Origin of the sequence: Pseudomonas putida, from assembly GCF_028682395.1 — a bacterium.
Taxonomy (GTDB): Bacteria; Pseudomonadota; Gammaproteobacteria; order Pseudomonadales; family Pseudomonadaceae; genus Aquipseudomonas; species Aquipseudomonas putida_AB.
Map to the genome: position 1 here is coordinate 434561 of NZ_JANHLC010000001.1, position 20515 is coordinate 455075.

Consider the following 20515-nt stretch of genomic DNA (forward strand, 5'->3'; position numbering starts at 1 on the left):
TCTCCCTGAAAACGCAAAAGCCCCGCCTTGTTCAGAGGCGGGGCTTTTTCGTGTCACGGTCCATCAGGGCTGGGAGGCCAGGGCCCGCTCCACCGCCTCAATCAGGTCCGGGCTATCGGGCTTGGTCAAACTGGAAAAATTGGCAATCACCCTGCCCTGGCGATCGACCACATACTTGTAGAAGTTCCACTTCGGCGCACTGCTCTGCTCGGCCAGGACCTTGAACAGGTGCACCGCGTCTGCGCCGCGTACCGCCTGCGGCTCGGTCATGGTGAAGGTCACGCCGTAGTTCACGTAGCAGACCTTGGCGGTTTCAGACCCGTCCTTGGCCTCCTGCTTGAAGTCATTGGACGGCACGCCCAGCACTTCCAGTCCCTGATCCTTATAACGCTGGTGCAGCGCCTCAAGTCCTTTGAACTGGGGCGCGAAACCACAGAAACTGGCGGTGTTGACCACCACCAGCGGCTTGCCGGCAAAGCGCTGGCAGAGATCGATCGACTCCTTGGCACGCAGTTTCGGCAACTGCCCCTGCAGCAGGTCAGGACAGTCGCCAGCCCAGGCGACCCCCGTGCAGAACAGCGATACCGCAGCGATCGCGAAGCAGCGCCTGAACATATTCGTGTCCTTGATTTCTTCCGGAAGGGCCGACGTTACTCGCCCCTCCGCCCGCTAGCAAGCGCCTAGGCCGAGCTGCATCAAGGCCAGGCCGCCCTGATGCCAACCCCACCAGACCAAGGCCAACAGGGCCAGTGCCACACACACCGCGCCCACACCCAACCAGGTGGTATTCATGCCGTGCCCGCCTGGGCCTGCTGCAGGCGCGCCACCGGCCGCTCGCGCACCGGCCAGTTAAGGGCCGCCGCCAGGACGCTCAAAAGAATCGCCACTTGCCAGATCAGGTCATAGTTGCCAGTACGGTCATACACCACGCCTCCCAGCCAGCCGCCCAGGAAGGACCCCAACTGGTGGAACAGGAAAACAATGCCACCGAGCATCGACAGATTGCGCACGCCAAACAGGGTTGCCACCGTGCCATTGGTCAGCGGCACCGTCGACAGCCACAAGAAGCCCATGGCCATGCCAAATAAATACGCACTGGTTTGCGTCACGGGTACCCAGAGGAACAGGCTGATCACCACGGCTCGCGCCAGATACAAGGCGGTCAGCAAGCGCGGCTTGGACATCCGCCCACCCAGCCAGCCCGCGGTGTAGGTACCAAAGATATTAAACAAGCCAATCAAGGCCAGTACCGTGGTGCCAACGGTGGCCGACAGATGCTGGTCGACCAGATAGGCCGGCAGGTGCACGCCAATGAACACCACCTGGAAGCCGCAGACGAAGAAACCAAACGCCAACAGCCAGAAACCCGAGTGCGAACACGCCTCACGCAACGCCTCGGACAGGCTTTGCTCGTGTCCCAGGGAAGGCAGCGGCTTGTCCTTGAGCATACTGACCAAAGGCACAATCATCGCCACCAACAGCCCCAGCACCAACAAGGCCGACGACCAGCCGAGCCAGCCAATCAGGCCCAACGTGCCGGGCAACATGGCGAACTGGCCAAATGAACCGGCTGCACTGGCGATCCCCATGCCCATGCTGCGTTTCTCCGGCGGCAGTGCGCGGCCGACCACCCCGAGAATCACCGAGAACGAGGTGCCCGAGAGACCGATACCAATGAGCAGGCCGGCACTCAGGGAGAGGGTGACGGCAGAATCAGACAGCCCCATGCATGCCAGCCCAACGGCATAGAGCACACCGCCGATCATCACGACCTTGGCGGCGCCAAAGCGGTCAGCCAGGGCCCCGGTAAAGGGCTGGGCCAGGCCCCAGATCAGGTTCTGCAAGGCAATGGCGAAGGCAAACACCTCGCGGCCCCAGCCGAACTCGGCGCTCATGGGCGCCAGAAACAAGCCGAAGCCATGCCGAACCCCCAGAGACAACGCCAGAATCAGCGCACTTCCCAACAGAATCCAGCCACTTGTACGCCATACCGATGTCATTGTTGTTCTCCGGCTACGGGTATATGCCCGCATACATTCACAGGTTGTCCTGAAGAATCAGTGATCGCCCGCCAGCTCATTCAGCAAACCGACCAGTAGTGCCCGCTTGTCTTCCCCCAACCGTTCGACCAGACGCTGCTGGGCCGCTTCCCAGGCCGGCAGCGCCGCCATCAGGCGCGCCTCCCCGGCCTCGGTCAAATACACCAGACGATTGCGCAGGTCGGCGCCTTCGGCCAGCTTGACCAGGCCTTCGCCTTCAAGCACCCGCAGATTGCGCCCCAGCGTGCTGCGATCCAGCCCCATGGCCTCGGCCAGGGTAGAAATACTCGGCTGATCGAGGCGCTTGAGATTGCACAGCAAAGAATACTGCGCAACGTTGATCCCGAAGCCTTCAAGGGCGCCGTCATAGTGCCTGCTAACGCCCCGGGAGGCACGACGCAGATTGGTGCATAAACAAAGAGTCGGCAACATGATGAGTGTATATACCCGCAACATTTTGAAAACAAGCTTAGCAGTGACTTTTTATGGGTCACTGCAGTTGGCGAAATCGCTTAAAACAACACCCAGCCCACCAGCACCGCCACTTCCAGCAACTCCAGCAAAGCACCCGCCGTATCACCGGTCGTACCGCCCAGGCGACGCACCATCACCCGACGTAACGCGGCGAATACCAGCACCGCCAGCAGCACTGCAAACATGCCGCTCCAGCCGGCCAGCAGCGCACACAATAGCGCGCTGCTCGCCAGTACCCACCAGCCGGCATCCCTTGGCAAATGCTCGGCCAGCGCCTGCCCCAGCCCACCCGCCCGCACATAGGGCGTGGTCAGAAACAGGCCCAGCAAAGCCGCCCGCCCGATCAGCGGCACAACCAGCAAGGCCACGGCCTGTTGTTGTTCGAGCAATGCCAGCAAAGCACAGAACTTCAGCAACAGCACCAGCACCAACGTGATAACCGCGATGGGCCCGCTACGCGGATCCTTCATGATGACCAGGGTCCGCTCACGATCGCCAAAGCCGCCCAACCAGGCATCGGCACTGTCAGCCAGGCCATCCAGGTGCAAACCGCCACTGAGCAGCACCCAGGCAGTCAAGATCAAGGCTGCCCGCAGAAACAGCGGTACGCCGGCCAGCAGATCGGCAAAGCCCCAGAGCAGCCCTCCGAAAAGCAGACCGACCAGCGGATAAAACAGCAGCGAGCGCCCCAGCTCACTGGGCTGCGGCATGCCCGGCAAACGTACCGGCAAGCTGCTGAGAAACTGCAGGGCAATCCAGAACGCCAGCATCTCAGGCCGCCTCACGCAACAGTCCGCCTGCGCCAACCTGCAGCGAAAACAGCGCCCCATGGCCCACTTCGACCTGCAGCAACTGCTCGCGAGGCAACCCACGCGCCTGTGCCAGCAACAGCCGCATCACCCCGCCGTGACTGACCAGCAACACCCGCTGCCCGGCGTAAGTCCGATGCAGTCGCGCCACGGCTGCCAGTACTCGCTCGGCGAACAGCGCCACGGGCTCGCCTTGAGGTGGCGTAAAGGCATAGGGATCGGCCCAGAACAGGCCCAGCGCCTGCGCATCGGTTTCCATCAGGGCGGCAGCGCTCTGCCCTTCCCAGGCGCCAAAATGCAACTCCTGCAAATCGGCCTCCAGCTCCAGCGGCAGCGCCAACCGCTGCGCCAGCTCTGCGGCGAACCGCGCGCAGCGCTGCAACGGCGAACTAACGACTCGATCCCAAGGACCGCCCTCGACCACGGCCGCACGCATCTGCGCCCAGCCTTGTTCGGTCAACGCATCATCCAAGCTACCGCGCAGGCCGCCACCCAACTCGGTCTCACCGTGACGCAGCAGATCCAGGCGCAAGGTCATTCCGGACGATCCGCCACCGCGGCTTCGGCAAACGTCGCCATCTGGCCGTGCAGATCACAGGCCAGGCGCAACAACGGCACCGCCAGCGCCGCACCGCTGCCCTCGCCCAGGCGCAGCCCCAATTCGAGCAGCGGCCGGGCCTCGAGCGCGGCCAATACCTGCCGATGACCCGGCTCGGCGCCGCAATGGCCGAACAACAGCCAAGGCCGGCAGGAGGGATTCAGGCGCACGGCAACCAGCGCCGCCACACTGCAGATCAAGCCATCCACCAGCACCACGATACCGGTCTGGGCACAGGCCAGGTAAGCGCCGACCAAGGCGGCGATTTCAAAGCCCCCTAGATTGAACAGGCTCTGCAAGGGATCACCTCGCTCGGCACCATGGCGCTGCAAGGCGCGCTCGATCACCACCGCCTTGTGGCTGACGCCCTTGGCGTCCAGACCGGTACCGGGGCCGACCAGCAAACTGGCCGGACAATCGAGCAACGCACTGGCCACGGCGCAAGCCGCCGTGGTGTTGCCAATGCCCATTTCGCCGCCAACAAACAGCTCCGCGCCTGCCGCAATGGCCCGCCGCACGCTGTCACGCCCAGCGGCCAGCGCCGCACGCCCCTGTGCCTGGGTCATGGCCGGGCCGTCGACGAAATTGGCGGTGCCGGCACCCAGGCGCAGGTGCTGAACCCCCGCCAGCTCCAGGGCCAGATTCACCGTACCGAGATCGACCACCTCCAGGCTCGCACCCAATTGCCGGGCCAGCACGCTGATCGCCGCGCCGCCGTTGACGAAGTTGTGCAGCATCTGCCCAGTGACAGCCTGCGGATAGGCCGACACACCTTCGGCCACCACGCCGTGATCGCCGGCGAAAATAGCGATCCAGAGCTGGTCCAGGCGCGGCTTGACCCGCCCCTGCAACGCGGCGACCTGTACCGCGACCTGCTCCAGTTGCCCCAGGGAGCCCGCAGGTTTGGTCAGTTGCTGCTGCCGGGTCAGCGCCTGCTCGCGGGCGTGTTCGTCGGGCGCCTGGCAGGGATTGAGCCACCAGTTTTCATTCATAACGCGGTTCCTTTAAGAGTCAGGGGCAACCCGGCCACCGTCAGCACCACCCGCTGGCAACGCTCGGCCAGGGCTTGATGCAGGTAACCGGCTTCATCGACATAGCGGCGAGTCAATTCGCCCAGCGGCACGACACCCAGACCGGTCTCGTTGCTGACAAAAATCAGTTCACCGGGCCATCCGGCCACCTGCTCCAGCAAGGCTTCTCGCTCAGCGACCAGGCGTTGCGGATCGTCAAGCAACAGCAGGTTGGTCAGCCATAGGGTCAGGCAGTCGATCAACAAACAGCGATCGGGCGCGGCGTTGTCGCGCAACACCTGCGCCAGCGCGAGCGGCTCTTCGATCAACCCCCACGCCACAGGCCGCCGCTGACGGTGCAGGGCCACCCGCGCATTGAGCTCAGCATCCTGGGGCTGGCTGGTGGCGATATACATCACCGGCAAGCCGGTATCCGCTGCCAACCGCTCAGCCAGGCGACTTTTGCCCGAACGGGCGCCCCCAAGAATCAGTTGCAACATAGCTGTCGGTTTCCCTGTTCAGAGCCCGCACAGCGCACGCAGGTGCGCCGTATCCAGGTGTTTTTCGACCATATCGGCCAAACGCTCGATATCCCGCTCGCGCAGGGCGTGGTAATCGACGCTCTGCACATCCGCCAGCCCGGCCCAGCGCAGCAGGGCGCCACAGGCGTGCGGTGATTCGAACAGGCCATGCAGGTAGGTACCGAGAATCTGCCCGTCGACGCTCTGCGCGCCATCGAGCCGCCCATCATCGAGATGGACCGCGGCGTTTTCCAGCGCCGCGCCGCTGGTCACGCCCGCGTGGATCTCATAACCACTGACCGGGGCGTTCTCCAACCCCAATCGCCCACTGACATTGCGCAGTTGCTTCTCCTGCTCCAATTGCGTCTCGAACGCCAGCAGACCGAACCCCGCACTGGAACCCGCCGGGCCTTCAAGCCCCAGTGGGTCGTGAACCTGCTCGCCAAGCATCTGCAGCCCGCCGCAAATGCCCAGCAGCTTGCCGCCGTAACGCAGGTGCCGGGCAATCGCCGTCTCCCAGCCGCTGGCACGCAGATAAGCCAGGTCACTGCGTACGCTTTTCGAGCCAGGCAGAATAATCAGGTCCGCGGGGGGGATCGCCTGGCCAGGGCCGATAAACTGCAAGTCGACCTGCGGATGCAGGCGCAGCGGATCGAAATCGGTGTGGTTACTGATCCGTGGCAGGACCGGCACGATCACCTTCAATACCTGCTCGACCTTGGCCGTCTGGCGTTGATCAAGGCCGTCCTCGGCTTCCAGGTGCAGATCCAGCACATAGGGCAGTACGCCGATCACCGGCTTGCCAGTGCGCGCCTCGAGCCAATCCAACCCCGGCTGAAGCAAGGCGATGTCACCGCGAAAACGGTTGATCACAAATCCCTTGACCCGCGCCTGCTCGCTGGGCGAAAGCAGTTCCAGGGTACCGACCAGATGGGCGAATACCCCGCCACGGTTGATATCGGCAATCAGCACCACCGGGCAATCGACCGCTTCGGCAAAGCCCATATTGGCGATATCGCCGGCGCGCAGATTGATCTCGGCGGGCGAGCCTGCCCCTTCGACCATCACCACCGGATAGGCGCTGCTCAAGCGGGCATGGGAGGCCAGCACCGCCTGCATGGCGATGGCCTTGTAGTCGTGATAGGCGACGGCATTCATGCTGGTCACCGCACGACCGTGGATGATGACCTGGGCGCCGGTATCGCTATTGGGCTTGAGCAGCACCGGGTTCATATCGGTATGGGGTTGCAGGCCTGCAGCCTGGGCCTGCACAGCCTGGGCGCGGCCGATCTCGCCACCGTCGGCGGTGACGGCACTGTTGAGCGCCATGTTCTGTGGCTTGAACGGCACCACGGCAACCCCCTGGCGAACCAGCCAGCGACAGAGCGCGGTCACCAGGGTGCTTTTACCGGCGTCCGAGGTGGTGCCCTGCACCATCAACGTACTCATGGATGTTCCTTGTCAAAGGCTTGGAGGGCCTGTTCGAACCGCAGCCAGTCAGCCTCGGTGGCCGGCAGGCCGAAACGCAGGCTGCTGTTATGCGCGAACAGACGCAGGAGAATCCCGCGCCGGGCCATAAACTCATACAGCACTGCCGCCCGTGGCGTGATCAGCCATTGAAACAGCGCGCAGCCGCCTTGTGGCGCCAGGCCGTATCGTTCGAGCAGCGCCGCAAGGCGCAGACTGGCCTGCTCGCTGCGCAAACGTTGGTGCTCATGGCCGGCACTGTCGCTCAGGCAGGCCTGCCCCAGCACCCGTGTCGGCCCGCTGACCGACCAGGGCCCGACTTGTTCGGCGAGCAACCTGAGCAAGGGCTGCTCAGCCAGTACAAACCCGAGGCGTACGCCGGCCAGGCCGAAGAACTTGCCAAACGAGCGCAAGACGATCAACCCTTCCAGATCGCTCCGGGCGGCCAGGCTGTGCTGCGGGGTGTTGTCCATAAAGGCTTCATCGACCACCAGCCAGCCGCCACGCCGGGCCAGGCGTGCATGCCAGTCGAGCAGGCATTGCGGACTCAGGCTCAGACCGGTGGGGTTATTCGGATTGACCACCACCAACACATCGAGGCTGTCGAGAAAGAAATCGACTTCCTGCTCCTGCACTTCGCGCACGGTATGGCCGTTGCGCCGCCAGGCATGAGCGTGTTCGGCGTAGCTGGGCGACAGCACGCCGACCTTGCCGGCCCGACGCAGGCGCGGCAGCAACTGGATCGCCGCTTGCGAACCCGCCACTGGCAACACGCGGGGCGCGCCATAGTAGGCGCACGCCGCCTGCTCAAGACCATCATCGGTCTCCGGCAAACGGGCCCAGGCTCGCTCGGGGATCGGCGGAATCGCCCAGGGCCAGGGCGCAATGCCACTGGACAGATCCAGCCAATCGGCTTCGGCAATCGCGTACTGCAAGGCGGCTTTGCGCAACCGCCCACCGTGCTCAAGCATAGAACTCAGCCCCCAGGCAGATCACCAACAGCCATAGCCATACGCCACGTTGCACCAACTGCCAGCCACGTCCGATCGCATCGGCGTCGGCCGGCGGACCTTCGCCCAGGGGCGGCCGCTGATGCAGTTCGCCATGATAAATCGCCGCACCGCCCAGCTCGACCCCCAGCGCGCCCGCGCCCGCCGCCATCACCGGTCCGGCATTGGGGCTATCCCAGCTCGGCCCCTGGGTCCGCCAGCACTTCAGCGCCAGGCGGGTCTTACCGAGCAAAGCGTAGGTAAGTGCCACCAAGCGTGCAGGAATATAGTTGAGCAGATCGTCGATCCGGGCGGCGGCCCAGCCAAAGCGCTCAAAACGTTCATTGCGATAGCCCCACATTGCATCCAGGGTATTGCTCAGACGGTAGAGCACCACACCCGGGGCGCCGGCCACGACAAACCAGAACAGCGCCGCGAACACGGCGTCACTGCCATTCTCCAGCACCGATTCGGTGGCTGCCCGGGCAACTTCGGTGTCGTCCAGTTCACTGGTCTGGCGACTGACCAGATAGCCGACCCGCCGCCGCGCCTCGTCCAGATCGCCACTGCGCAACGCCTGGGCCACCGGTTCGACATGTTCGCCAAGGCTGCGCAGGCCAAGGGCGCAATACAGCGCGAGAATCTCGACGATCCAACCGATATACGGCAACCAGGACAGGGCCGTGGCCAGCAGGGTCAAGGGCAGCACCGCAATCACCCAGGCCGTGACCCCGTGACTGCGCCAGCCGCGGCCGGCCGAATTGAAGCGCTGCTCGACCCGATCGGCAAAACGGCCAAAGGCAACCAGCGGGTGCCAGCGCCTGGGCTCGCCCAGCAGTGCATCCAGTGCGACCCCGGCGACACTCAGCAACGCCACGCTCATGGACGCACCCCCCAATGATTTTCATAAACCAGCTCGTCGAGTGGACGCGCCTGCGCCCAGCCTTCCAGTACCAGCATCGGTGCCGGATAGAAAGCCTCGACCGGCCCCAGGCACAGGATCGCCAAAGGCTTGGCCCCCTCGGGCAAGCCGAGCAGATCGGCCAGGGCCCGGGGTTCGAACAGTGACACCCAGCCCATCCCCAGGCCTTCGGCCCGCGAGGCCAGCCACAGGTTCTGGATAGCGCAGGACAGAGAGGCCATGTCCATTTCCGGCAACGTGCGACGACCGAAGATATACCGCTCGCGGTCGTCCATCAGCGCAGCGACCAGCACCTCGGCGCAGTCGTTGATGCCTTCGACCTTCAGCGTCATGAACTCATCCGAGCGCTCGCCCAGCGCTTGGGCAGTACGCACCCGCTCCTCTTCCACCAGCGCCTGAATCTGCCCGCGCAGCGCGCGATCGGTAATGCGGATAAAGCGCCAGGGCTGCATCAATCCGACACTCGGCGCCTGGTGCGCAGCTTCGAGCAGGCGGCCCAGCAGCGCCGGCTCGACCGTGCCGCCACTGAAATGGCGCATATCCCGGCGCTCGGCAATTACCCGGTACACGGCGGCACGTTCCGCCTCGGTCATGGCGTGGTCGCTCATAGAGGATCCACACCCCCCAGGGGATGGAGCAAAATCGCAATGGCCGTTGGGTTGGAGGGGAAATAGAAGTGCACGTAGGACGCGGTCATGCGCCCTTCACGGTATACCGCTTCGGCACCACGCCCGCCGTTGGGGCTCTCGCCTCGAGCAATCGGGGTCAACTCGGTGCTGGTCAGCGAATGGTGATAGGTATGGCCGCGCAACGCGCCTTCCGGCAAGTCGACGGCCTGCAGGGCCAAGGCCGCCAGGCGCTTTTGCATCACGGCTTCACCGCTTAGCAGGCCGAGTAATTGGGCGCGTGTACCCTCGACATCGGTCAAGGCATCGAGCAGATAGAGCATGCCGCCACATTCGGCCAACAGTGGTTTGCCCGCCGCGTGGTGGGCACGAATCGCCGCCAGCATCGTGGCATTCGCGGCCAGGGCCTGGTGGTGCAACTCCGGGTAGCCACCGGGCAGGTAGAGACTGTCCGCCTCCGGCAGTTCACGGTCATGAATCGGCGAGAAAAACACCAGCTCCGCGCCCATCGCCCGCAGCAGGTCCAGGCTGGCGCCATAGGTAAAGGCAAAGGCCTCGTCCCGGGCGATGGCGATACGCACGCCGGCCAACAACGGCTGCACCGCCGCCACGGTCGGCGCGGCAAAGGTCACCGGTGGCGGCAGGGCCACTTCGCAACTGCCCGCCAGGGCCGCAGCGGCGGCATCGAGGCGCAGATCCAGGTCAGTCAGCTCGCTGGCCTGGACCAACCCCAGGTGACGGCTCGGCAGCTCGATGGCAATGTCCCGGGACAAGGCGCCATACCAGCGCAAACCTTCGGTCAGGCTGCCTTCGAGCAACTGCGCATGCCGCAGGGTGCCTACCCGATTGGCCAGCACACCGGCAAACGGCAGGTCCGGCTGATAGCGCGCCAGACCCAGGGCCAGCGCACCGAACGTCTGGGCCATGGCGGTGCCATCGATCACACCGAGCACCGGCACGCCAAAATGCCGGGCGAGGTCGGCGCTCGACGGCGTACCGTCGAACAGTCCCATGACGCCTTCGATCAGAATCAGGTCAGCTTCACCGGCGGCCTCCCAGAGCAGGCGCCGGCTCTCCTGCGCCCCGACCATCCACAGGTCCAGTTGATAGACCGGCGCGCCGCTGGCGCGCTCGAGAATCATCGGATCGAGGAAATCCGGGCCGCACTTGAACACGCGAACCTTGCGGCCCTGGTTGCGATGCAGGCGTGCCAATGCCGCCGTAACGGTGGTCTTGCCCTGGCCGGAAGCCGGCGCGGCGATCAATACCGCCGGGCAATGCCGCGAGTCGCTCATGCTCGGTCACTCACAGTTCAATGCCCTTCTGCGCCTTTATACCGGCCTGGAATGCATGCTTGAGCACCCCCATCTCGGTCACGGTGTCGGCCAGGTCGATCAGCTCGGGCTTGGCGCCACGGCCAGTCACGACCACATGCTGCATCGGCGGACGGGCCTGCAAGTCGCTCAACACCTGTTCCAGGTCCAGGTAACCGTGTTTGAGGGCGATATTGAGCTCATCGAGTACGATCAACCCGATAGCCGGGTCAGCCAGCAGCTCGCGAGCCACCGCCCAGGCAGCTTCTGCCGCCGCGATATCGCGCTGGCGATCCTGGGTCTCCCAGGTAAAGCCTTCGCCCATCACGTGAAAACGCACCTGCTCAGGGAAACGGCGATAGAACAGCTCTTCGCCCGTGCTGTTACGCCCCTTGATAAATTGCACCACGCCACACTGCATGCCATGGCCCATGGCCCGGGCCAGCATGCCAAACGCGGAACTGCTTTTGCCTTTGCCATTGCCGGTCAGCACCAGCAGCAGGCCACATTCATTGGGAGCGCTGGAAATGCGCTCGTCCATCACGGCTTTCTTGCGCTGCATGCGCGCCAAATGCCGTTCGTCACGTTCGGGGGATTCGTTCATGGCAGCTCTCCGTTGGGGCTGAACTCAAGCAAACGGGGGGCAGGAAAAGGACTGCGGCCAAAAATGGCCCAGCATCGCCCACCGTGATGCTGTTGGATGAATCAGGCCGGTCTCCGGGCTCATGAGCGGGTCGACACCCAACCGCGCGCCTTCCCGTGTTCAGCACACAGTGGCTCTAGGCGCGGTCTTGACTCATTTACCGTTGCGGGGGCAGCGCCGGGATCGTGACGGGCTCCATCGAGCGGTCCTCACCGGCTTCCCTGTTTCACTCTGTCGACGCGTGGCCACAGAGCACCTGAAACAAGCCGCGAAGGTTAGAGGGTTGGGGGTAGAGCGTCAATTAAAGCCGGGCCGCAAGGACGAATGACGGCCTGGATCAATAAACTGACGTCAAAAATTGTGCAACACTGAAAACAGTGATATCAAATAGCCATAACTCAATCCAACAAAAACAAGGGTGAACCCCATGCAAGGCCTGACGATCAGCAACCCGAGACTGGAATTCCTGCGCCCGGCGCTGGAGCGCTGGGCCGACTGCATCGACCGCTACAACCAGGTCCTGGGCGATAGCCAGGCGCCCTTCTGGTTCAATGCCCAGGCCAATCTAGGGCTGCTGTCTGCCGCCGCCTGGATGGCCGAGATGGTCACCCTGGAAAACTACCCCACACGCAAACAACAGGAAGAAGGCGACCGCAGCGGCCGCAATGACCTGTACATCGCCACCCAGGAAGAGCAGGTGTTTATCCAGGCCAAGCAGCGCTGGCCCCAGGTCAAGCAGCTCAGCTTGCAGACCGGGCTGCTGGACGCCGTAAGCGACGCCAGGAAAGTCAGCTACCCCAACGACCTCAAGCTCGGCTGCCTGTTTGTCAGCCCCTGGAAAGCCCAGCAAAGCGCCTCTCCCGAAGAGATGCAGGACATGGTCGACGAGCTGCAAAAGGAAAACGCCTGCGCCATTGCGTGGTATTTCCCCTACCCCTATCGCAAGCTGCGCGACGCCCATGGCAACTATCACCCCGGGATCGCCATGCTGCTCAAGCAGGCCTGAGCTCACCGGACGGCACTCGCAGCGGCTAGACTTGCCCGACACGATCCCACCCCTTGTCGGAGCCCCCATGCACACGCCGCCGATCAGCCTGATACTCCTGCTCGCCGTTGGCCTTGCCGGCTGCGGCGAGACCTCGACCCTGCCCATCATCGAGGGTACCGGCCCCCATCCCGTGCTACCCGAGCCCGCTCCCAGCCTGATCCCTGTCGTCAATATCGCCCCAGCCATCGGCTGGCCCAAAGGGAGCACGCCAACGGCCGCGCCGGGCACCCGGGTCAATGCATTTGCCGAAGACCTCGACCACCCACGCTGGCTGTATGTACTGCCCAACGGTGATGTCCTGGTGGCCGAGACCAATGCACCGGCCAAACCCGATGACAACAGCGGCATTCGCGGTTGGGTCGCTGGCAAGATCATGAGCCGCGCCGGCGCCGGTGTGCCGAGCGCCAATCGCATCACTCTGCTGCGCGACCAGGATCATGACGGCGTCGCTGAAACCCGCAGCACTTTTATCGAGCAGTTGAACTCACCCTTTGGCATGACCCTGGTTGGCAATGACCTGTATGTCGCCGATACCGACCGACTGCTGCGCTTTCACTACGAGACAGGGGCCACGACCATTCAGGGCCCAGCGGAAAAAGTCGTCGACCTCCCGGGCGGGCCGCTGAACCATCACTGGACCAAGAACGTGCTGGCCAGCCCGGACGGACGCACGCTCTACGTAACGGTTGGCTCCAACAGCAATGTTGGCGAGAACGGCCTGGAACAGGAAGTCGGCCGCGCCACGATCTGGGCGGTCGATCCACGCGCCCGCAGCCACCGAATTTTCGCTTCCGGCCTGCGCAACCCCAACGGCCTGGCCTGGGAGCCCAAGACCGGAGCATTGTGGACGGCGGTCAATGAGCGCGATGAAATCGGTAACGACCTGGTGCCGGATTACATCACCTCGGTCAAGGACGGCGGCTTTTATGGCTGGCCCTTCAGCTACTTTGGCCAACATATCGATGCCCGGGTCAGCCCAGCCAATCCGACCCTGGTCGCCCGGGCCATTACCCCGGATTACGCCGTGGGCTCGCACAACGCCTCGCTGGGCCTGGCCTTTGCCGACAACAGCACGCTGCCCGCACCTTTTACCGAAGGCGTCTTTATCGGCCAGCACGGCTCCTGGAACCGCCGCCCGCACAGCGGCTACAAAGTGATCTTCGTGCCCTTCGCCCACGGCAAGCCTGCAGGCGAGCCGATAGACCTGCTCAGCGGTTTTCTGGATGCATCGGGCAATGCCTTGGGGCGCCCGGTAGGCGTCGCCATCGACCGCCAGGGCGACCTATTGGTCGCTGACGATGTGGGCAACAAGATATGGCGAGTCAGCAACAAGCCTTGAGCTTAGCGCTACAAACTCAGAACTGGCCGCTGGCCGCCTGCAGTTTGTAGCCGCTGTTGGCAGGAAGGACGCGCTTGGCACTTAGATAGGCTTTCTGCCAATAGGCCTTGGAGAGGGTATCGAGCTTGACAGTGCCGCCAGTGGCCGGCGCGTGGACAAAGCGCCCTTCGCCCACATAGATTCCCGCATGGCTGACCTGTGAGCCGCCATTGGTGGCAAAGAAAATCAGGTCACCGGTCTGCAGAGCGTCGGCACCGACATTCGGCGCACGCATGCCAATCATCTCGCGAGTCGAGCGCGGCAGGGAGATACCCGCTGCGTCACGGTAGACGTAAGCGATCAAGCCACTGCAATCAAAGCCCGAGTCCGGTGTGTTGCCGCCCCAGCGATAAGGCGTGCCCACCAGGCCAAGGGCCCGGAACAGCACATCTTCGGCCACTGGCGAAAAGCCCGAGGGTGCATTGGAAACCACCGGGCGCACCACCGGCGCCGGGGCCGGCGCTCGGCTGGAGCACGCCCCCAGCAACGCAACGAGAGCAATAAGGGTGATGCGGGCCGCGATCGACATAAGCAGAACAACCCTGTTGCGGATACGGCGGCTGCCGTCAACATGAAAAAACCGCGCAGACAATGCCTGCGCGGTTCAGGAATCAACAATACGAATGGATTCTAGTGGCTAGGTGCCAAACTTCAAGTAAGACTTTAACTTACTTGTTAACACTCTTTACAGCCGGGGCCATCGCCAAGGCGCGCTTGGCTTCGATAAAGGTTTTGCTCCAGTACCGATCACCCAGGCTATCGACGCGAACACCACCGCTGCGGCGGCTGCTGGAGTGAATGAACTGGTCATCGCCCAGGTAGATACCCGCATGGCTGACACGCCCACGGCCATTGGTGCTGAAGAACAGCAGATCACCCGGCTTGAGGTTACTGCGCGCGACCAGAGGTGCCTTGACGTTGATCATTTCGCGCGTCGAACGCGGCAGATTCATGCCGGCTTCTTCACGAAACAGATAACCGATAAAACCGCTGCAGTCGAAGCCCGAGCTTTCGGTGGTACCACCGAAGCGGTAGCGGGTACCGATCAACGACATACCGCGCTCAAGAATACTGTCGGCCAGAACCGGCATCTGATAAGGCTTGCTGCCTGTGGCGAATTCAGCCAGCTCTTTTTCGGTGATCAGTTCTTCTTGAAGAACCGATGCCTGCTCGGAGGCAGAGGCAGAGGCAGAAACCGAATGCTGAACCTGTTGTTGCGATACTGGCGAATGCGCCGCGCAACCAAACAACAGGGTGACGAGTGCGAGAGGCACGAGGGGTGCGAAGCGATTTAGCATGGGCACGACCGTGGCTTTTGGAATAAGAAGCCGCGACTATGCCTACTATCGATCTTATTTGCAAATTTTATGGGCCACGATGTGACTTATCGGTTTCGGCAAAACATCTAAGGCCTTAATACCCTATTGCCTCGCAAGCGCCAGCCTCCGGCTGTCAGCGCAGGAATAATGGCGTCCGGGTTTTGACGAAACGGGCCTGCAGGCCGCGGTTTTACCAGCCCAGGGTTTCTTTCAGGAAAGGAATGGTGAGCTTGCGTTGCGCCTGCAACGACGCCTGGTCGAGACGCTCGAGCAGCTCGAACAAGGCACTCATGCTGCGAGTACCGCGAGTCAGGATGAAATGTCCGACTTCGTCGGTCAGATGCAACCCGCGGCGGGAGGCCCGCAATTGCAAGGCACGCAATTTGTCTTCATCAGACAGCGGGCGCATCTGGAAGATCAGCGCCAGGGTCAGCCGTGATTTCAAGTCCGCCAGCTTCACCGGCAGCTCGCGCGGCGAGGTCGAGGCGGCGATCAGCAGCCGCCGTCCGCTATCGCGCAACCGATTGAACAGATGGAACAGCGCCTCTTCCCAATCCGCCCGCCCCGCAACGACTTGCAGATCGTCGAGGCAAACCAGTTCGTACTGTTCCAGGTTGTCGAGGATTTCGGTACCACGATCCAGCAACTCGGCCAACGGCAGGTAGACCGCCGGCTCACCTAGCTGCTCAAAGCGCAGGCAGGCGGCCTGTAACAGGTGGGTACGCCCCACACCATCCTTGCCCCAGAGGTAGATCAGGCTCTCCGTCCAGCCGGCGTCGGCTTCGCAGAGTCGCTCGACATAGCCGAGTGCAGCGGCATTGGCGCCTGGATAGTAGTTGATGAAGGTAGCGTCATCACGCAGACGCACACCTAGGGGCAGCTGAATCGGTTTCATGCTGACTGAACAGTTCAAACGAACCGTTAGTGGCCTCTGTGTAAAGTTTGCAAAGTCTATACCGCAGACGCTGGCGGCACAATGCAGCTGTAAAATCAAAGGTTTGCGTGCGGCAATAGCACCGCGACAGGGAATTCCCGACGCCCGGCGAGGGCACGGGCAGCCTTCGCCACCCGTGTCTCGATCCTACAAATCGGGATCTTCCTGGCCGCCATAGATATCCGACTCCTTATAGAGATCGCGTACATGGCGCACCAGCACCATGATCACCGCGGCCACCGGCAATGCCAGCAACACCCCGGTAAAGCCGAATAGCTCGCCACCCGCCAGAATCGCGAAGATGACCGCCACCGGGTGCAGGCCAATACGATCGCCCACGAGCAAGGGCGTCAACACCATCCCTTCCAGCGCCTGCCCAATCATAAAGACCGCCACGATGCCGATCAGTGGATACAGGTCGCCACCAAACTGGAACAAACCGGCCACCAGGGCCGCACCGATCCCGATAACAAACCCCATATAGGGCACAATCGCCGCCAGACCGGCGATCAGCCCGATCAACAGGCCCAGCTCCAGCCCGACCAGCATCAAGCCCGAGGCGTAGATCACGCCCAGGGCCAGCATCACCAGCAACTGCCCGCGCACAAATGCGCCCAGTACGTCATGACATTCGCCAGCCAGCGCGACGATGCGCGGTTCTGAGCGGCGCGGCAGAAAGCTGCGGATCTTCGCCAGCATCAAATCCCAGTCACGCAATAGATAGAAGCTCACCACCGGGATCAGCACCAGATTGGCCAGCCAGCCCATCAAGGCCAAACCGGAAGCCGTTGCCTGGGCCAGCACAGCGCTGACGATATCGGTGGTCTGGCCCATATGCTCGCTGATCGCGGCCTTGACCTTGTCGAACTTCCAGAAGCCGTCACCCAGGCCCAGCCGCGCCTGCACCCAGGGCATCGCGGTGTGCTGCAGCCAGTCGAGCATCTGCGGGGCCAGTTCGTAGAGCCGGTACATCTGCTTGGCCAACATCGGCACGAGCACCAGCAACAGCGCCATCAACACCAGCGTAAACAGGGCGAAAACTGCGATCACCCCCCAGGTACGCGACAACCCGACTTTCTCCAGGCGATCAACCAACGGATCGAACAGATAAGCCAGCAATATCCCCACCAGAAATGGCGAGAGAATCGGGTGCAGCAAATACAGCAGCACGCACAACAGGACGCCCGCCCCCCAGCCTATCCATCGACGCGTATCGGTCATTGAGCATTCCTGCCTTTATAGAGCATCAAAAAAACCCGACTACCAGCGAAAACGCAGTTCTGCCGCTGGCGCCACCGCGGGCACAGGCTCAGCCGTCGCCGCTTGCGGAGCCGGAGCCGGAGCCGGAGCCAAGCCTTCGCCCGGCGGGACTTCCTGCAACCGCGCCAAACCCAATTGGGCACGCAATTGCTCGGCACTGCCATTGACCCGATACAGCACCCGCTCGCCGTCAACCTCCTGTAACCGCGCGCCAAAGGGCTCAAGCAAACGCTCGAGCGCGGCATAGCGCTCCAGGTTCATCCCCTGGACCTCCAGCAACTGCTCGGTCGCAACACCGGGCTTGACCACAAAACGTGGCGCCAGACGCTGACTGACCGCAAGCATCACGGCATCGGCCAGCGCCGCCGGATCAGCCCCCTGGGCCGTGCCGTCCTCGCGCTGGTCGCCTAGCCACAAGCGCCACTTGGCTTGCCACTGGCCACCGTCCTCACGTGCATGCACCGCCAGCAACGCATCAGCGGAATAACGCTCGGAGGCCGCCTGCAATGGTGAAGGATCGTTGCCTTCCAGGTTTTTTGCGGTGGCCACCAGTTGCTCTTCCAGGTCACCCAAGGGCAGGCGCAAAGGCAAGCCACGATGCTGGGCCGCGCGGCGCAGCGGCTCGGCACTCGCCTGAGCGTCGCCCACCAGGTTCGAACCTTCGGTCGAGTCATTCAGCCACCAACCGAGAATCGCCGGGCGATTGCTCCCCCACAGCGACAGTCCGGCCTGCCGCAGCACGCGGTCGGTACTGACCGGATCGAAGTCGACCTGCAGACTTTCCGGCGGGCCGGCGTCATAGCCGTACTGGGTGATGATCTGCTGCGGATCCTTGCGCACCTCGGCCAGCCCGGGGTTCTGCAACGCCTTGGCATCGCCCGTCAGGCGCAACAGCAGCGTATCGAGGGCACGCAGGGTCGCCTGGGCACGCTCTTCCGAGCTTTGGCTGGCGACAGGCTCACGCACCTGATACAGGCCAGTGAGGGTTTGCGCTTGCGCAGCCAGGGAAAAGATCGACAGACAGCCGACAAAAAGAAATTTACACAGACGCATGAAGGATTCCCGACAGGCAGTAAAGCGGCATGCAGCACCGCGTAAAGACACTCAAGTCCAATGTGTGACCACAACAACCGGTTATTCATTCAGGCACAGCGCGGCTGTTTTCGCGCTGTCATAACGATAGCCGTTCAAAGGCTATACCTTATACAGGCCCAGGCTGAGCCACCAGCACCCACCCGCAGGGTTTTTTTCGCGATATTACCCTGCCCGTCGGCCCGAGGATGGCCGCTGCTGCTCAAGCCTGATAAAATCGCGCGCCTTCGCAGACCGGTGACAACCGGGGCCCACGAGAAACGCTCGCAACCCTTGCGACAACCTCTCCCAGCGGTCCCGTCGATCCCGGTCGATACCCCTGAATCCCCCCTAAAGGCCTGGATCATGAGCAAGCAACCCTCCCTAAGCTACAAGGACGCCGGTGTAGACATCGACGCCGGTGAAGCATTGGTCGAACGCATCAAGAGCGTCGCCAAGCGCACTGCGCGTCCTGAAGTCATGGGCGGCCTGGGTGGTTTCGGCGCCCTCTGCGAGATCCCGGCCGGCTACAAGCAGCCGGTACTGGTCTCCGGCACTGATGGCGTCGGCACCAAGCTGCGCCTGGCGCTGAACCTGAACAAGCATGACAGCATCGGCATCGACCTGGTTGCCATGTGCGTCAACGACCTGGTGGTCTGCGGTGCCGAGCCGCTGTTCTTCCTCGACTACTACGCGACCGGCAAGCTCAACGTCGACACCGCCGCCCAGGTAGTGACCGGCATCGGCGCCGGCTGCGAACTGTCCGGCTGCTCCCTGGTCGGCGGCGAAACCGCTGAAATGCCGGGCATGTACGAAGGCGAAGACTACGATCTGGCCGGCTTCTGTGTTGGCGTCGTGGAAAAGGCCGAGATCATCGACGGCTCGAAAGTCGCCGCAGGCGATGCCCTGATCGCACTGCCGTCTTCTGGTCCGCACTCCAACGGCTACTCGCTGATCCGCAAGATCATCGAAGTGTCCGGTGCCGACATCGAAAGCATCCAGCTCGACGGCAAGCCATTGACCGACCTGCTGATGGCCCCGACCCGCATCTACGTCAAGCCGTTGCTCAAGCTGATCAAGGACACCGGCGCAGTCAAGGCCATGGCCCACATCACGGGTGGCGGTCTGCTCGACAATATCCCACGCGTCCTGCCAAAAGGCGCCCAGGCCGTGGTCGACGTGGCCAGTTGGCAGCGTCCGGCAGTGTTCGACTGGCTGCAAGAGCAAGGCAACGTGGCTGAAGTCGAAATGCACCGCGTCCTGAACTGCGGCGTTGGCATGGTCGTTTGCGTCGCCCAGGCGGACGTCGAGCGCTGCTTGAACGTGCTGCGTGAAGCCGGCGAGCAGCCTTGGGTCATTGGCCAGATCGCGACCGCTGCCGAAGGCGCGGCCCAGGTCGTGCTGCAGAACCTCAAGGCTCACTAATGCCCGCAACCTGTGATGTAGTGGTGCTGCTTTCCGGCACCGGCAGTAACTTGCAGGCGCTGATCGACAGCATGGCCCCACAGGCCAACGAAGGGGCGGGCCCCAGCCCCGCCCGCATCGCCGCGGTGATTTCCAACCGCGCCGATGCCTTTGGCCTGCAACGGGCCCGGGACGCGGGTATCGAAACCCGCACCCTCGATCACACAGCGTTCGAGGGCCGCGAGGCTTTCGACGCCGCTCTGGTCACGCTGATCGACACCTTCCAGCCGAAACTGGTGGTTCTGGCCGGCTTCATGCGAATTCTGAGTGCGGACTTCGTTCGGCACTACCAGGGGCGGCTACTCAATATCCACCCCTCGCTGCTGCCCAAGTACAAAGGCCTGCACACGCACCAGCGCGCGCTGGATGCCGGTGATCGCGAGCATGGCTGCAGCGTGCACTTCGTCACCGAGGAACTCGATGGCGGACCTCTGGTCGTACAGGCAGTGATCCCGGTAGAGTTGGACGATACGGCGCAGACGCTCGCACAGCGCGTTCATCGCCAGGAACATCGGATTTACCCACTGGCAGTACACTGGTTCGCTGAAGGCCGATTGACCCTCGGCGAACAGGGTGCATTATTGGACGGCCAGTTACTCGCGGCCAGCGGCCACTTGATTCGAACCTAGG

23 protein-coding genes and 1 riboswitch are annotated in these 20515 nt (G+C 63.1%); of the genes, 4 read left to right on the forward strand and 19 right to left on the reverse strand.

Annotation, left to right across the window (positions count from 1 at the left end; translation table 11 throughout):
- Positions 1-63: 63 nt before the first annotated feature.
- From NPS46_RS02040 to cobO, 14 genes are all read right to left on the reverse strand, one after another.
- The gene (locus tag NPS46_RS02040) at positions 64-615 is read right to left on the reverse strand and encodes a glutathione peroxidase (RefSeq protein WP_274104718.1); all 552 of its coding nucleotides are present in this window, start codon (positions 613-615) and stop codon (positions 64-66) included.
- Between the two features lie 54 nt (positions 616-669).
- Positions 670-792: a hypothetical protein gene (locus tag NPS46_RS02045; RefSeq protein WP_274104719.1), complete on the reverse strand. Its 123-nt coding sequence runs from the start codon at positions 790-792 to the stop codon at positions 670-672.
- A complete protein-coding gene (locus NPS46_RS02050; RefSeq protein WP_274104720.1) occupies positions 789-2000 on the reverse strand; it encodes an MFS transporter in 1212 nt (403 codons plus the stop codon). The genes NPS46_RS02045 and NPS46_RS02050 overlap by 4 nt, the downstream gene beginning before the upstream one ends.
- Before the next feature lie 57 nt (positions 2001-2057).
- Positions 2058-2471: a MarR family winged helix-turn-helix transcriptional regulator gene (locus NPS46_RS02055; RefSeq protein ID WP_274104721.1), complete on the reverse strand. Its 414-nt coding sequence runs from the start codon at positions 2469-2471 to the stop codon at positions 2058-2060.
- Between the two features lie 80 nt (positions 2472-2551).
- Positions 2552-3283: an adenosylcobinamide-GDP ribazoletransferase gene (locus NPS46_RS02060; protein WP_274104722.1), complete on the reverse strand. Its 732-nt coding sequence runs from the start codon at positions 3281-3283 to the stop codon at positions 2552-2554.
- 1 nt (position 3284) lies between these two features.
- Positions 3285-3860, reverse strand: a complete 576-nt coding sequence (gene cobC, locus NPS46_RS02065) for an alpha-ribazole phosphatase family protein (protein WP_274104723.1) — start codon at positions 3858-3860, stop codon at positions 3285-3287.
- Positions 3857-4912, reverse strand: coding sequence for a nicotinate-nucleotide--dimethylbenzimidazole phosphoribosyltransferase (gene cobT / locus NPS46_RS02070; protein ID WP_274104724.1), 1056 nt, complete (start codon positions 4910-4912; stop codon positions 3857-3859). The genes cobC and cobT overlap by 4 nt, the downstream gene beginning before the upstream one ends.
- The gene (gene cobU, locus NPS46_RS02075) at positions 4909-5430 is read right to left on the reverse strand and encodes a bifunctional adenosylcobinamide kinase/adenosylcobinamide-phosphate guanylyltransferase (RefSeq protein WP_274104725.1); all 522 of its coding nucleotides are present in this window, start codon (positions 5428-5430) and stop codon (positions 4909-4911) included. The genes cobT and cobU overlap by 4 nt, the downstream gene beginning before the upstream one ends.
- Before the next feature lie 18 nt (positions 5431-5448).
- Complete coding sequence (locus tag NPS46_RS02080; RefSeq protein WP_274104726.1) at positions 5449-6900, reverse strand: cobyric acid synthase; 1452 nt, start codon at positions 6898-6900, stop codon at positions 5449-5451.
- Complete coding sequence (gene cobD / locus NPS46_RS02085; RefSeq protein ID WP_274104727.1) at positions 6897-7889, reverse strand: threonine-phosphate decarboxylase CobD; 993 nt, start codon at positions 7887-7889, stop codon at positions 6897-6899. Before cobD ends, NPS46_RS02080 begins: the two co-directional genes overlap by 4 nt.
- Positions 7882-8790 (reverse strand): adenosylcobinamide-phosphate synthase CbiB, encoded by a 909-nt coding sequence (cbiB, locus tag NPS46_RS02090; protein WP_274104728.1) that lies wholly within the window; start codon positions 8788-8790, stop codon positions 7882-7884. The genes cobD and cbiB overlap by 8 nt, the downstream gene beginning before the upstream one ends.
- Positions 8787-9437, reverse strand: coding sequence for a 5,6-dimethylbenzimidazole synthase (bluB, locus tag NPS46_RS02095; RefSeq protein ID WP_274104729.1), 651 nt, complete (start codon positions 9435-9437; stop codon positions 8787-8789). The genes cbiB and bluB overlap by 4 nt, the downstream gene beginning before the upstream one ends.
- On the reverse strand, positions 9434-10750 hold the full coding sequence (locus tag NPS46_RS02100; protein WP_274104730.1) for a cobyrinate a,c-diamide synthase: 1317 nt from the start codon (positions 10748-10750) through the stop codon (positions 9434-9436). Before NPS46_RS02100 ends, bluB begins: the two co-directional genes overlap by 4 nt.
- A gap of 10 nt (positions 10751-10760) precedes the next feature.
- The gene (gene cobO / locus NPS46_RS02105) at positions 10761-11372 is read right to left on the reverse strand and encodes a cob(I)yrinic acid a,c-diamide adenosyltransferase (RefSeq protein ID WP_274104731.1); all 612 of its coding nucleotides are present in this window, start codon (positions 11370-11372) and stop codon (positions 10761-10763) included.
- Between the two features lie 87 nt (positions 11373-11459).
- A riboswitch (cobalamin riboswitch) is annotated at positions 11460-11686 on the reverse strand.
- 152 nt (positions 11687-11838) lie between these two features.
- On the opposite strand from cobO, the gene NPS46_RS02110 reads away from it, so the two are divergent.
- Positions 11839-12417 (forward strand): hypothetical protein, encoded by a 579-nt coding sequence (locus tag NPS46_RS02110; RefSeq protein WP_274104732.1) that lies wholly within the window; start codon positions 11839-11841, stop codon positions 12415-12417.
- Between the two features lie 67 nt (positions 12418-12484).
- Positions 12485-13798, forward strand: a complete 1314-nt coding sequence (locus NPS46_RS02115) for a PQQ-dependent sugar dehydrogenase (protein ID WP_274104733.1) — start codon at positions 12485-12487, stop codon at positions 13796-13798.
- Positions 13799-13814: 16 nt separating this feature from the next.
- Here NPS46_RS02115 and NPS46_RS02120 read toward each other — a convergent pair whose 3' ends face one another.
- The 5 genes from NPS46_RS02120 to NPS46_RS02140 all read right to left on the reverse strand — a co-directional run bounded on the left by NPS46_RS02120 (position 13815) and on the right by NPS46_RS02140 (position 18403).
- The gene (locus NPS46_RS02120; RefSeq protein ID WP_274104734.1) at positions 13815-14366 is read right to left on the reverse strand and encodes a C40 family peptidase; all 552 of its coding nucleotides are present in this window, start codon (positions 14364-14366) and stop codon (positions 13815-13817) included.
- Between the two features lie 139 nt (positions 14367-14505).
- Complete coding sequence (locus tag NPS46_RS02125) at positions 14506-15135, reverse strand: C40 family peptidase (protein WP_274104735.1); 630 nt, start codon at positions 15133-15135, stop codon at positions 14506-14508.
- A gap of 211 nt (positions 15136-15346) precedes the next feature.
- Complete coding sequence (gene hda, locus NPS46_RS02130) at positions 15347-16051, reverse strand: DnaA regulatory inactivator Hda (RefSeq protein WP_007998108.1); 705 nt, start codon at positions 16049-16051, stop codon at positions 15347-15349.
- A 186-nt stretch (positions 16052-16237) separates the two neighbouring features.
- Positions 16238-17311, reverse strand: coding sequence for an AI-2E family transporter (locus NPS46_RS02135; protein WP_274104736.1), 1074 nt, complete (start codon positions 17309-17311; stop codon positions 16238-16240).
- A gap of 39 nt (positions 17312-17350) precedes the next feature.
- Positions 17351-18403 (reverse strand): DUF2066 domain-containing protein, encoded by a 1053-nt coding sequence (locus tag NPS46_RS02140; RefSeq protein ID WP_274104737.1) that lies wholly within the window; start codon positions 18401-18403, stop codon positions 17351-17353.
- A 384-nt stretch (positions 18404-18787) separates the two neighbouring features.
- Here NPS46_RS02140 and purM point away from each other — a divergent pair, with 384 nt between their 5' ends.
- Both purM and purN read left to right on the forward strand, forming a co-directional pair.
- Complete coding sequence (gene purM / locus NPS46_RS02145; RefSeq protein WP_274104738.1) at positions 18788-19846, forward strand: phosphoribosylformylglycinamidine cyclo-ligase; 1059 nt, start codon at positions 18788-18790, stop codon at positions 19844-19846.
- Positions 19846-20514: a phosphoribosylglycinamide formyltransferase gene (purN, locus tag NPS46_RS02150; protein WP_274104739.1), complete on the forward strand. Its 669-nt coding sequence runs from the start codon at positions 19846-19848 to the stop codon at positions 20512-20514. The genes purM and purN overlap by 1 nt, the downstream gene beginning before the upstream one ends.
- Position 20515: the final 1 nt, after the last annotated feature.

Excerpts from the sequence above, each read along its gene's own strand:
- NPS46_RS02040 (WP_274104718.1), bottom strand. The coding sequence starts at position 615 with ATGTTCAGGCGCTGCTTCGCGATCGCTGCGGTATCGCTGTTCTGCACG.
- NPS46_RS02045 (WP_274104719.1), bottom strand. The coding sequence starts at position 792 with ATGAATACCACCTGGTTGGGTGTGGGCGCGGTGTGTGTGGCACTGGCC.
- NPS46_RS02050 (WP_274104720.1), bottom strand. The coding sequence starts at position 2,000 with ATGACATCGGTATGGCGTACAAGTGGCTGGATTCTGTTGGGAAGTGCG.
- NPS46_RS02055 (WP_274104721.1), bottom strand. The coding sequence starts at position 2,471 with ATGTTGCCGACTCTTTGTTTATGCACCAATCTGCGTCGTGCCTCCCGG.
- NPS46_RS02060 (WP_274104722.1), bottom strand. The coding sequence starts at position 3,283 with ATGCTGGCGTTCTGGATTGCCCTGCAGTTTCTCAGCAGCTTGCCGGTA.
- cobC (WP_274104723.1), bottom strand. The coding sequence starts at position 3,860 with ATGACCTTGCGCCTGGATCTGCTGCGTCACGGTGAGACCGAGTTGGGT.
- cobT (WP_274104724.1), bottom strand. The coding sequence starts at position 4,912 with ATGAATGAAAACTGGTGGCTCAATCCCTGCCAGGCGCCCGACGAACAC.
- cobU (WP_274104725.1), bottom strand. The coding sequence starts at position 5,430 with ATGTTGCAACTGATTCTTGGGGGCGCCCGTTCGGGCAAAAGTCGCCTG.
- NPS46_RS02080 (WP_274104726.1), bottom strand. The coding sequence starts at position 6,900 with ATGAGTACGTTGATGGTGCAGGGCACCACCTCGGACGCCGGTAAAAGC.
- cobD (WP_274104727.1), bottom strand. The coding sequence starts at position 7,889 with ATGCTTGAGCACGGTGGGCGGTTGCGCAAAGCCGCCTTGCAGTACGCG.
- cbiB (WP_274104728.1), bottom strand. The coding sequence starts at position 8,790 with ATGAGCGTGGCGTTGCTGAGTGTCGCCGGGGTCGCACTGGATGCACTG.
- bluB (WP_274104729.1), bottom strand. The coding sequence starts at position 9,437 with ATGAGCGACCACGCCATGACCGAGGCGGAACGTGCCGCCGTGTACCGG.
- NPS46_RS02100 (WP_274104730.1), bottom strand. The coding sequence starts at position 10,750 with ATGAGCGACTCGCGGCATTGCCCGGCGGTATTGATCGCCGCGCCGGCT.
- cobO (WP_274104731.1), bottom strand. The coding sequence starts at position 11,372 with ATGAACGAATCCCCCGAACGTGACGAACGGCATTTGGCGCGCATGCAG.
- NPS46_RS02110 (WP_274104732.1), top strand. The coding sequence starts at position 11,839 with ATGCAAGGCCTGACGATCAGCAACCCGAGACTGGAATTCCTGCGCCCG.
- NPS46_RS02115 (WP_274104733.1), top strand. The coding sequence starts at position 12,485 with ATGCACACGCCGCCGATCAGCCTGATACTCCTGCTCGCCGTTGGCCTT.
- NPS46_RS02120 (WP_274104734.1), bottom strand. The coding sequence starts at position 14,366 with ATGTCGATCGCGGCCCGCATCACCCTTATTGCTCTCGTTGCGTTGCTG.
- NPS46_RS02125 (WP_274104735.1), bottom strand. The coding sequence starts at position 15,135 with ATGCTAAATCGCTTCGCACCCCTCGTGCCTCTCGCACTCGTCACCCTG.
- hda (WP_007998108.1), bottom strand. The coding sequence starts at position 16,051 with ATGAAACCGATTCAGCTGCCCCTAGGTGTGCGTCTGCGTGATGACGCT.
- NPS46_RS02135 (WP_274104736.1), bottom strand. The coding sequence starts at position 17,311 with ATGACCGATACGCGTCGATGGATAGGCTGGGGGGCGGGCGTCCTGTTG.
- NPS46_RS02140 (WP_274104737.1), bottom strand. The coding sequence starts at position 18,403 with ATGCGTCTGTGTAAATTTCTTTTTGTCGGCTGTCTGTCGATCTTTTCC.
- purM (WP_274104738.1), top strand. The coding sequence starts at position 18,788 with ATGAGCAAGCAACCCTCCCTAAGCTACAAGGACGCCGGTGTAGACATC.
- purN (WP_274104739.1), top strand. The coding sequence starts at position 19,846 with ATGCCCGCAACCTGTGATGTAGTGGTGCTGCTTTCCGGCACCGGCAGT.